Source organism: Meiothermus sp. CFH 77666, assembly GCF_017497985.1.
GTDB lineage: Bacteria > Deinococcota > Deinococci > Deinococcales > Thermaceae > Meiothermus.
Window position 1 is genome coordinate 116952 of record NZ_JAGDFV010000007.1, and the last position, 8753, is coordinate 125704.

General features: G+C 63.8%; 12 protein-coding genes. 9 read left to right on the forward strand and 3 right to left on the reverse strand.

The genetic code is table 11. From position 1 onward, the window contains the following. Nucleotides 1-33 precede the first annotated feature (33 nt). Complete coding sequence (locus tag J3L12_RS05750) at nt 34-597, reverse strand: cob(I)yrinic acid a,c-diamide adenosyltransferase (protein ID WP_208014088.1); 564 nt, start codon at nt 595-597, stop codon at nt 34-36. 76 nt (nt 598-673) lie between these two features. Between J3L12_RS05750 and J3L12_RS05755 the strand changes: the two genes are divergently transcribed. The 4 genes from J3L12_RS05755 to J3L12_RS05770 all read left to right on the forward strand — a co-directional run bounded on the left by J3L12_RS05755 (nt 674) and on the right by J3L12_RS05770 (nt 3838). After that, nucleotides 674-964: a nucleotidyltransferase family protein gene (locus J3L12_RS05755; protein WP_208014089.1), complete on the forward strand. Its 291-nt coding sequence runs from the start codon at nt 674-676 to the stop codon at nt 962-964. A gap of 6 nt (nt 965-970) precedes the next feature. Further along, on the forward strand, nt 971-1342 hold the full coding sequence (locus J3L12_RS05760; protein ID WP_208014090.1) for a HepT-like ribonuclease domain-containing protein: 372 nt from the start codon (nt 971-973) through the stop codon (nt 1340-1342). Nucleotides 1343-1360: 18 nt separating this feature from the next. Then, complete coding sequence (locus J3L12_RS05765) at nt 1361-2755, forward strand: serine hydrolase domain-containing protein (RefSeq protein WP_208014091.1); 1395 nt, start codon at nt 1361-1363, stop codon at nt 2753-2755. Between the two features lie 87 nt (nt 2756-2842). Then, a complete protein-coding gene (locus tag J3L12_RS05770) occupies nt 2843-3838 on the forward strand; it encodes a M23 family metallopeptidase (RefSeq protein ID WP_208014092.1) in 996 nt (331 codons plus the stop codon). Between the two features lie 151 nt (nt 3839-3989). Here the strand turns inward: J3L12_RS05770 and J3L12_RS05775 are convergent, their stop codons facing one another. Beyond that, nucleotides 3990-4535, reverse strand: a complete 546-nt coding sequence (locus J3L12_RS05775; protein WP_208014093.1) for a 5-formyltetrahydrofolate cyclo-ligase — start codon at nt 4533-4535, stop codon at nt 3990-3992. Between the two features lie 150 nt (nt 4536-4685). Here J3L12_RS05775 and J3L12_RS05780 point away from each other — a divergent pair, with 150 nt between their 5' ends. The 5 genes from J3L12_RS05780 (at nt 4686) to J3L12_RS05800 (ending at nt 7926) form a co-directional block, all read left to right on the forward strand. Next, nucleotides 4686-4937 (forward strand): FmdB family transcriptional regulator, encoded by a 252-nt coding sequence (locus J3L12_RS05780; RefSeq protein ID WP_208014094.1) that lies wholly within the window; start codon nt 4686-4688, stop codon nt 4935-4937. Nucleotides 4938-5222: 285 nt separating this feature from the next. After that, the gene (locus J3L12_RS05785; RefSeq protein WP_208014095.1) at nt 5223-6176 is read left to right on the forward strand and encodes a prohibitin family protein; all 954 of its coding nucleotides are present in this window, start codon (nt 5223-5225) and stop codon (nt 6174-6176) included. 155 nt (nt 6177-6331) lie between these two features. Then, on the forward strand, nt 6332-6928 hold the full coding sequence (locus J3L12_RS05790; RefSeq protein ID WP_208014096.1) for a glycerol-3-phosphate acyltransferase: 597 nt from the start codon (nt 6332-6334) through the stop codon (nt 6926-6928). 333 nt (nt 6929-7261) lie between these two features. Next, nucleotides 7262-7531, forward strand: coding sequence for an AbrB/MazE/SpoVT family DNA-binding domain-containing protein (locus J3L12_RS05795; RefSeq protein ID WP_208014097.1), 270 nt, complete (start codon nt 7262-7264; stop codon nt 7529-7531). Continuing rightward, on the forward strand, nt 7528-7926 hold the full coding sequence (locus J3L12_RS05800; RefSeq protein WP_208014098.1) for a type II toxin-antitoxin system VapC family toxin: 399 nt from the start codon (nt 7528-7530) through the stop codon (nt 7924-7926). The genes J3L12_RS05795 and J3L12_RS05800 overlap by 4 nt, the downstream gene beginning before the upstream one ends. On the opposite strand, the gene J3L12_RS05805 is transcribed toward J3L12_RS05800, so the two are convergent. Continuing rightward, complete coding sequence (locus J3L12_RS05805; protein WP_243454974.1) at nt 7923-8525, reverse strand: ATP-binding protein; 603 nt, start codon at nt 8523-8525, stop codon at nt 7923-7925. The two genes, J3L12_RS05800 and J3L12_RS05805, sit on opposite strands and share 4 nt — an antisense overlap. Between the last annotated feature and the right edge of the window lie 228 nt (nt 8526-8753).

Here is an 8753-nt window from a genome sequence, read left to right on the forward strand (position 1 = left end):
AGTAGCGAACGGCTATCAGCTATGGGCTATCGTCTATCGGCGTTTCTTGACCAACCACTTCTCTTCGGAGAACCCTTCGCGCTGGTTGACCACTCGAGCCAGCGTGAAGAGCAGGTCGGAGAGCCGGTTGAGGTAACGCAGGGCCTCGGGGTTGACCTCTTCGGTTCGCATCAGCTCGACCACGCGGCGCTCGGCCCGGCGGGCGATGGTGCGGGCCAGGTGCAGGGCCGCCGAGGCCGGGTGGCCGCCGGGGTGGATGAAGCCGGTGAAGGGCGGGGCCTCCTCCTGGTAGCGGTCAATCAGGGCCTCGAGCTTCTCCACATCGGAGGCGTCCATACGGGCCAGGTTGCGCTCGTAGGGGCCGCCCTTGCGGGTGGCGAGGTCGGCCCCTAAGTCGAAGAGGGCGTTCTGGAGGTACTCGAGGTCGGCCTGGAGGTCGGCATGGGCGGCGGGCAGGGCCGCGCGGGCCAGGCCAATGGCGCTGTTGGCCTCGTCCACGGTGCCGTAGGCCTCCACCCGGGGGTGATCCTTGCCCACCCGGTCGGCCCCGTAGAGGCCGGTCTCGCCCGCGTCGCCGGTTTTGGTGTAGATTTTCATGCGCTTATTTAACCCCATTCGATGGGGCTCGAGTGGGTCGAGACTGACATACCCGAGCAGACTGTACTATGGTCGCATGCGCAGGGGAAGCGTGCTGGCCATTCTGGAAGAGCGCCTGCCGGGCCTGACCAAACGTTATCAGATCAAAAGCCTGTATTTGTTTGGCTCCACCGCCCGCGACGAGGCAGGCCCAAAGAGCGATGTGGATTTTCTGGTGCGCCTGGAGCAGCCCACCTTCGAACACTACATCGGCCTCAAACACGAGCTGGAAGATATGCTGGGCAACAAGGTAGACCTGGTCAGCGCCAAAAAAGTGCCCGCCCACCTGCGCCCGCATATCGAGGCCGATGCGCTGCAACTGGTCTGAGATATTATGCGCGGCCCCGATATCCCCAACCCCCACCTGCTGAAGCGGGTGCACCTCGAGCAGATGCAACAGGCCGCCCAGCGCATCCTGGATTACACCGCCGGCATGGAGTTTGCCGAGTTTGCCGCCGATGGACGCACCCAGGATGCCGTGCGCCACAACCTGCACCAGCTCGGCGTAACTGCCGCCACCCTGCACAAAAGCGTGCGCGAGGAACTGACCGAACTCGACTGGCGCAGCATCCTGGACTTGCCCGACCTGGTAAGCCGCCTGCACTTTGGCATTCAGGACGAGGTTCTCTGGGATCTGATCCAGCGCACCCTGCCCTACTGGCTGGTGGTGCTGGAGGAGACCCTCGAGCCCCCCCTTGAACCCTAAACCCCTGGAGCAAGCCCCATGCAGCACCGCCTCGCAACCCTCCTGGGCCTTTTCGCCCTGACGGGGTGGGCCCTGGCCCAGACCCTCTGCATACCCCCGGCCCCCACCGGCCTACCCAGCCGCCCCATCACCGGCTACAGCGCAGCCAGCCTCGAGGCCTACGACCGGGTGATGCAACGGCTCCTGGAGCGCTACCAGATTCCCGGTGCGGCCCTGGCCGTGGCCAAGGACGGGCGGCTGGTGCTTTCGCGGGGCTACGGCTTGGCCGATGTGCGAACCAGAGAACCGGTGCAGCCCGACGCGCTTTTTCGGCTGGCCAGCCTCAGCAAGCCCATCACGGCAGTGGCCGTACTGCACCTTGGCGAGCGCCTGGTCTTCCAGGGGGTCTACCCTGACCTGAACAGCTTTCTGAACGAAAAGGCCTTTAGCTTTATCAGTATCCCGCCCTATGGGGGCCGGCTGGCCGACCCCCGCCTCAGGAGCATCACCCTGCGCGACCTCTTGCAGCACTCGGGGGGCTGGCACCGGGGCTGGGCGGGCGACCCCATGTTCCGCCCCACCCTGAGCGATATTGCCAGGGCCATGCAGCGGCCCGAGCGCCTGAGCAGCCGGGAGTTAATCGCCTTCATGATGAGCCGCAAGCTCCAGTTTGCCCCCGGCAGCCGCTCGGCCTACTCCAACCTGGGCTATGCCGTGCTGGGGCAGGTCATCGAAAAAATCAGCGGCCAGCCCTACGAAGCCTACGTGCAAACCATGCTGCGACCGCTGGGCATCTACAGCGTGCGAGCCGGCAAAACCCGCCTGCAAGACCGCCTCAAAGGCGAGGTGCGCTACCACGATTTTCCGGGGGCTCCGCTGGTCAGATCGGTGATAGACGGCACCCTGGTCAACCGGCCCTACGGCGAGTTTTACCTCGAGGCCCACACCGCAAACGGCGGCCTGGTGGCCTCGGCCCCCGACCTGGTGCGCCTGGTGGTGGCGTTGGAAGGCTGGCGCGGGCCGCCCCTCCTCTCCCGCGAAGCCCTGCACGAGATGCTGCAACGGCCCCGGCTGCCCCAGTACGAAAAAACCGCCCGCTACTACGCCCTGGGCTGGGGGGTGCGGGTACCCCAGCCCCAGGCCCAGGCCCAACCGCCCGGCGGAACCGCCGGCCAGGGCAGCAGCGACCCCCGCAACCCCCCGGCCAAACCTCCCCTGGTGCTCTCCTTGCCGCCCGAGCAGCTCGAGTGGAGCCACGACGGGGCCTTTGCCGGAAGCCGCACCCTGCTGTTGCGCCTGCCGAACGGGGTAGCGCTGGCGGCCCTCTTCAACAGCCGCCCCTGGAACGACTGGAGCTTTATTACCGAACTACGGCGGAGCCTGGAAAACGCCACCCAGGCCGTGCAGCACTGGCCCGACCACGACTGCTTTTGAGGTTTGCGGATAGCGATAGCCAGAGATGTGAAACCGCGTGCTTCCCTCAACGCTCGACCCTAGACCCTATGCTGTTACACTGACCCCATGCGCGGCTGGCTATTCGCACTCCTGACCCTTTGCGCCTTTGCATGGGCCCAGCACACCCACACCGTCCAACCCGGCGAGACCCTTTACCGCATCGCCAAGCAGTACAACACCACGGTGGAAGCCCTGCAGGTGCTCAACCACATCAGCGACCCCACCCAGCTCCGGGTAGGGCAGGTGTTGCGCGTGAGTGGGCAGCCCAGCCTGAGCCTCTACCGGCTGACCCAGGCCCCCTCCCCCATCGAGGCCCTCGAATGGCCCCGCCAGACCGTGCAGGGCCATCTGGCGGTGGTGCGGATAACCGCCCCCGAGCCGGTAGAGGGCGAGGTACGTTTCCTGAACGGCACCTACCCCATTCAGCAAAACCGCGTTTTGCTGCCGGTTCCGGCCCTGCAAGCCCCAGGCCTCTACCCGGCCCTGCTGCGGGTGGGCAGCGCAGAGGTGCGCCTCGAGGTTCGCGTTGTGGCCGGAACCTTTGGCCGGTTTGTGCTGCAACTCCCCCCCGAACGCCGGGCACTCCTGGTGCCCGATAAGCTCCGGGCCGAGCGGCTGAGGGTGGTCGGTTCGTGCAACTTCAACCGCCCCCAGCAGTGGCAGGGCCCCTTCCAGAAGCCCATCCAGACCAACCGCATTACCGACCCCTTCGGCACCCGCCGCAGTTACGACCAGGGGCGCACCTACTCCTACCACGAGGGGCTCGACTACGGCGTACCGGAGGGAACCCCGGTCTATGCCCCGGCCCCCGGCGTGGTGGGCCTGGCCGAAACGCTCTTCGTGCGGGGGGGTGCGGTTACGCTCGACCACGGCCTGGGGGTGTGCAGCGGTTTCTGGCACCTTTCGCGCATCGCCGTGCGGCCCGGCCAGAGCGTCAAGGCCGGCGACCTGATCGGCTACTCCGGCAACACCGGCCTTTCCAACGGCCCCCACCTGCACTTCGAAATCCGCGTGCGTGGCATTCCCACCAACCCCGCCCCCTGGTATCTGGCGGTTCCTTGAGCGCGGTGCTTGATGCCAAACTTATGGCGTGTGGCCAATTTTCGGTGACGTACGGGATGGGGGTGGGTGGTAGGAGAACACCTACCCCCACTCCCCACCCCCCACCTCCTAAAGATGATCTGGCCTGCGACATTTTGCAACACTGCCTGCATCACAGCCGCTGCAACGCGGCCCGCACCCCCTGCTCGGTAGCCAGGAACTGCACCGGCACATCCCAGGGGTCGTGGGGGAGTTCGGGCACGAGCAAGGCATCGGCTACCAGACCGATGGTGAGCGTGCGGGGCGGTAGCTGGGCCAGGAAGCGGTCGTAGAAACCCTGTCCATAGCCCAACCGGTGGCCCCAGGGGTCGAAGGCCAGCCCCGGCACCAGCACGGCATCCAGGACAGCAGGCTCTACCCTGGGGGTCTCGGGGGCAGGCTCCCAGAAACCGTACTTGTGCTTCACCAACCGGCAGGGCAGGGGATGCACCTCGAGGGCGTAGGTGCGGGCCCGGGGTAGGTAGTAGGTAGCAGGGTGAAGGTTTTGCAGGTCGGCAGGGTCAAGCTCGGTGCCAAAGGCACTGTAGAGCAGGATGTGCCGGGCCTGATGCGGGGCCAGGAAGCAAGCCAGGTGTTGCACCAACTGCTTCGATAACTGCGCTACCGGCAGCCCCTTGCGCACCTGCTTGGCCCAGCTTCGGAGTTCGGCCTTGTTCATGCCCACCAGTATTCCACGTGGGGGCCTACCGTCCGAAAAAGTTATGGGGGTCATGAATAAACTCGATTGACAGTCGCAGGGGGTGTTTGTCAAAATGCTTGGCTGAGGGAGGTGACCCCTCAAGACAAATTTGTCCCACAGGAGTCAGCTATGCCCAAATACGTTTACCAGAACCTCGAGACCGGCGAACAGTACGAGTTCGAACAACGCTTTAGCGACCCGGCCTACACCCATCACCCCGAGACCGGCGCCCCCATCAAGCGCCTGATCTTTGCCCCGGCAGTGGTCTTCAAAGGCTCGGGTTGGTACATCAAAGACTCCAAAGCTTCCTCCACACCCTCATCCTCGGCCAAGGAAACCTCGAGCTGCGCCACCGGCACTTGCAGCGCGGCTGCCGACTGAGCGTCCCCACATCTAAATACCCCGCCGCAAGCAACCTCTTGCGGCTTTTTTTCGGATCAGGCTTTATCCACCCTTCCCTCCTCCCCCGAAGAGGGCGGCAACTCCGCCGGTTAGCTTGGTTCCCCTTTTGCCGAATAGAACTCTGCTGATGGCAGCCAGGTGTTGGTGGGATGAGGGGTGGCAGCCAGTACGTTCATGCAAATGATAAGAGCCTGTTCTACAGCTTTTGCAGGAGGCGGCCATCCCTGATACTGGTAGCGTAGGGTGAAAGGAGTGAGGTGAGTTATGTTTTTACTCTTGGGCATCGTTGTGGCTATCCTGGGCATCTTCTTGCTGGCACAACCAGGCGGGCGGCGGGCGCTGGGCGTGCCGCTTTTGCTGGTGGGCCTGGCCATGGCGGCCATCTCACAGAGCTTTGTGGTGGTTCCGGCAGGCCATGTGGGGGTGGTGTTCAACGTGTTTGGCGGGGTACAGCCCACCCCGCTGGGAGAGGGTTTTCGTATTGTGATACCGGGCATTCAAAGCGTAATTCTGTACGATGCCCGCCTGAAAGAAGTCACTCTGGCCAAAGGGCCAGCGCCTGCGGGCGCTACCACCCCCGGGGAGGACGCCATCAACGCTCGCAGCAAGGAAGGGTTGGATATCGGTGTAGATGTAACGGTACAGTATCGAATCAAGCGAGATGAGGCCGCCCAGCTTCACCGCAACCTGGGGCCGGGCTACCTCGAGACCCTCATCACCCCCCAAATCCGTAGCAAGGTGCGCGACGCAGTGGGCCTGTTTAACGCTGCCGAGCTGATCAGTACGCAGCGAACCCAGCTCGAGGCCGCCGTGACCAAGGAACTGCGCGAAGACCTGGGCGCCCAGCACATCGAACTGGTCTCGGTGCTCTTGCGCCGGATTGACATCCCACCCTCGGTGGCAAAGGTGATCGAGGAAAAGCAAACCGCCGAGCAACAGGTACAGGTCGAGGTCAACCGCCGCCAGCAGGCCGAAATTGCTGCCCAGCGGGCCGTGGTACAGGCCAAGGGCGAACGCGACGCTGCCATTTTGCGGGCCGAGGGTGAGGCCCAGGCCATCCGGCTGCGCGGCGAAGCCCTGCGGCAAAGCCCCCAGGTCATTCAACTCACCGTGGCCGAAAAGCTGGCCCCCAACATCAACACCATCATGGTACCTACCACCGGCAACTTCCTGCTCGACTTGCGGAGCCTGCAAAGCCCCGCCCAGCCCGCACGCTAGAGCGCTCTCGCATATTTGAAGCCGCCCGACTTCCAAAAAGCTTTGTCTGGGGCAGAACCATGGCTGCTCATCCGGGCAACCACGCCCGGTCAAGAGCGCGATAAAAGCAAGGCCGGCCAGAGCGCTGGGCCGGGTCATTTGGTAGCCTGTGCGGTATGGAATGGGTGTACGCGGCCCTGGCGGGTTATCTGTTTGGCTCGCTGCCCTTTGCTTACTGGTTTGGCGTCCTGCAAAACAAAAACCTGCTCGCCGAGGGCTCGGGCAACGTGGGGGGCACCAACGCCTGGCGGGTGCTGGGCCCTGTACCCGGTCTGATGGTGATGACCCTGGACGTGACCAAGGGCCTGATGGCGGTCGCACTGGGCGAGTTTCTGGTGCGCGACCCCGCTGGCGGGCTGCTGGGGGGCGCCCTGGCCGTGCTGGGGCATTGCTATTCGGTGTGGCTGCTGGGGCACGGCGGCAAGGGCATTGCCCCCGCCCTAGGGGCCCTTTTTGCCATCAACCCCTGGCTTCTGGCGACGGCGGGCGGAGCATTTGGGCTGGCCTACCTGCTGACCCGCAACCCCTACCGGAGCGTGGTGCTGGCGGCGCTGGCCTTTCCGGTGGCCTCGAGTGCCGTTGGGGGTAGTCTCAGCTATCTGTGGTTTGGCTTTGGCGTGGCGGTGCCCATCCTGCTCAAGCACTTAGGCGAGTGGAACCGCACCCCAGGGCAGTTACACCCTGGTCGGGAGCCGCGAAACGGGCGGAAATAGGTACACTGGCTCTCCGGACAGTCTGGCCAAAACCAATGGGTTGGGTGCTTCTATTGGTCTGGCCGAGCCGAAACTGTTCAGGATGAAATAGAGGCGGCGGATTATACTCCCTGGCTCCTTCTACCCTACTCCCTCGAGTTTAAGTCCTATCGAAGTGTTGGCAGGCCTGCCTGTTATACGCCGCCAAACTTAGCGAAGTAGGGAAGTAGGTACGGTGTTGAGGGTGGCGTGAGCCATATTTTGCTCTCCGGCTGCTGCAAAAACAGGAAAGCGAGGTCTGCCAGGGTCAATGTCCGTAAAGGGGAACATTTCAAATCGTGGTACGATTGAGATATGAAACACCCCGTGGTTCAGCAAGCTGTACAGCTTGGGGTCAAGGGCCGCCTGGTGCTACCCGCCGGGGTGCGCAGGATTCTGCAGCTGCAGGAGGGGGATCGCCTGCTGTTGCGGCTGCGGGACGATGGGGTAATCGAGCTGGTCAAGGCGCAGGAAGTTGTCATGGGGAATAAGGGTCTCTTGCAGCGCCTCTATCCCGCCCTGAAGGGGAAAACCCTGGCTCAAGAGCTGATCCAGGAACGGCGCAGGGAGGCCCTGCAGGAATGAGCGTGGTGCTGGATGCCTCGGCCCTGCTGGCCTACCTCAACCAGGAGGCGGGGGCCGAGGCAGTTGCCAAACAGATGATTGGGGGCGGTTTTATCAGCGCCGTCAATCTGGCCGAGGTCTACAGCAAGGTGGCTGAGTGGGGCCAGGACGTGCGCCTGCTCGAGCAGGCCCTGGTGCATCAGGGTTTGCTGGGGGGTGTATTAGAGGTGGTGCCCTTCGGCCCCGAGGACGTCCTGCGGGTGGCCGCGCTGCGACCCCTGACCAAAACCCAGGGGCTATCCCTGGGAGATCGGGTCTGTCTGGCACTGGCCCAGCGGCTGGGATTGCCCGCCATCACCACCGACAGCGCCTGGAGCAACCTGGACGCAGGGGTTGAGGTGCGGGTTGTGCGTTAGGACAGGCTCCTTCGATACGTCAGCGCCTCGGTCAGGTGAGCCTCCTGGATGTGCTCCGCCCCCGCGAGGTCGGCGATGGTACCTGCCACCCGCAGGATGCGGTCGTAGCGCCTTGCGCTGAGGGCCAATCGTTGGGTGGCGGCTTGCAGCAGGGCCTCGGAAGAGGGAGAGAGCACCGTGTGTCGCCGCAATTCGCGGCCAAAGAGTTCGCTGTTCAGTTTGCCCTGGCGGGACTTCATCCGCTCCCTGGCTGCAAGCACCCGTTCTCTCGCCGAGGCGGTGGGCTCCCCTTCCGGTGCGCGGGAGAGTTCGACTGGGGTGAGCCTTGGCACCTCCACCACCAGGTCGAAGCGGTCAAGCAGGGGGCCGGAGATGCGGTTCACGTAGCAATTGCGCTGGGTAGGCGTGCAGCTACAGGGTTTCTCCGGGTCGCCGAACCAGCCGCAGATGCAGGCGTGTGCAGTGCAATCGGGGTATTCAGGGCAAGGTAGCCTACCTTCTTCCCCGCAAAAAGCCGGGGCCGGGAGGGAAGGTGGCGATACGGGCTCTGCTGGTGGAGGAGTACCGCCAGACCGGGGCTTCCATTCACAGCCTGGCAAAGAAGTATAGGGTGGGCGATGGGACAGCCTGGGGGTGGGTGAAAGGTTCTGAGTCTTGAAGTCTCAACAATGCTCGGCATTTTACGCACCGGCTGTGGCAGCAGGCTTTTATCACAACCCTCGGATTAGCTTGAGTAGAGGATAGGGATTAGCCGAGAACTTTCTAACCGAGCGCAACACCGGCCACTTTTTGAGGTGCAAGAGGCTCAGGATTACATCTCGTAAGTA

Coding starts and splice junctions, on each gene's coding strand:
- J3L12_RS05750 (WP_208014088.1), bottom strand. CDS start 597: ATGAAAATCTACACCAAAACCGGCGACGCGGGCGAGACCGGCCTCTAC.
- J3L12_RS05755 (WP_208014089.1), top strand. CDS start 674: ATGCGCAGGGGAAGCGTGCTGGCCATTCTGGAAGAGCGCCTGCCGGGC.
- J3L12_RS05760 (WP_208014090.1), top strand. CDS start 971: ATGCGCGGCCCCGATATCCCCAACCCCCACCTGCTGAAGCGGGTGCAC.
- J3L12_RS05765 (WP_208014091.1), top strand. CDS start 1,361: ATGCAGCACCGCCTCGCAACCCTCCTGGGCCTTTTCGCCCTGACGGGG.
- J3L12_RS05770 (WP_208014092.1), top strand. CDS start 2,843: ATGCGCGGCTGGCTATTCGCACTCCTGACCCTTTGCGCCTTTGCATGG.
- J3L12_RS05775 (WP_208014093.1), bottom strand. CDS start 4,535: ATGAACAAGGCCGAACTCCGAAGCTGGGCCAAGCAGGTGCGCAAGGGG.
- J3L12_RS05780 (WP_208014094.1), top strand. CDS start 4,686: ATGCCCAAATACGTTTACCAGAACCTCGAGACCGGCGAACAGTACGAG.
- J3L12_RS05785 (WP_208014095.1), top strand. CDS start 5,223: ATGTTTTTACTCTTGGGCATCGTTGTGGCTATCCTGGGCATCTTCTTG.
- J3L12_RS05790 (WP_208014096.1), top strand. CDS start 6,332: ATGGAATGGGTGTACGCGGCCCTGGCGGGTTATCTGTTTGGCTCGCTG.
- J3L12_RS05795 (WP_208014097.1), top strand. CDS start 7,262: ATGAAACACCCCGTGGTTCAGCAAGCTGTACAGCTTGGGGTCAAGGGC.
- J3L12_RS05800 (WP_208014098.1), top strand. CDS start 7,528: ATGAGCGTGGTGCTGGATGCCTCGGCCCTGCTGGCCTACCTCAACCAG.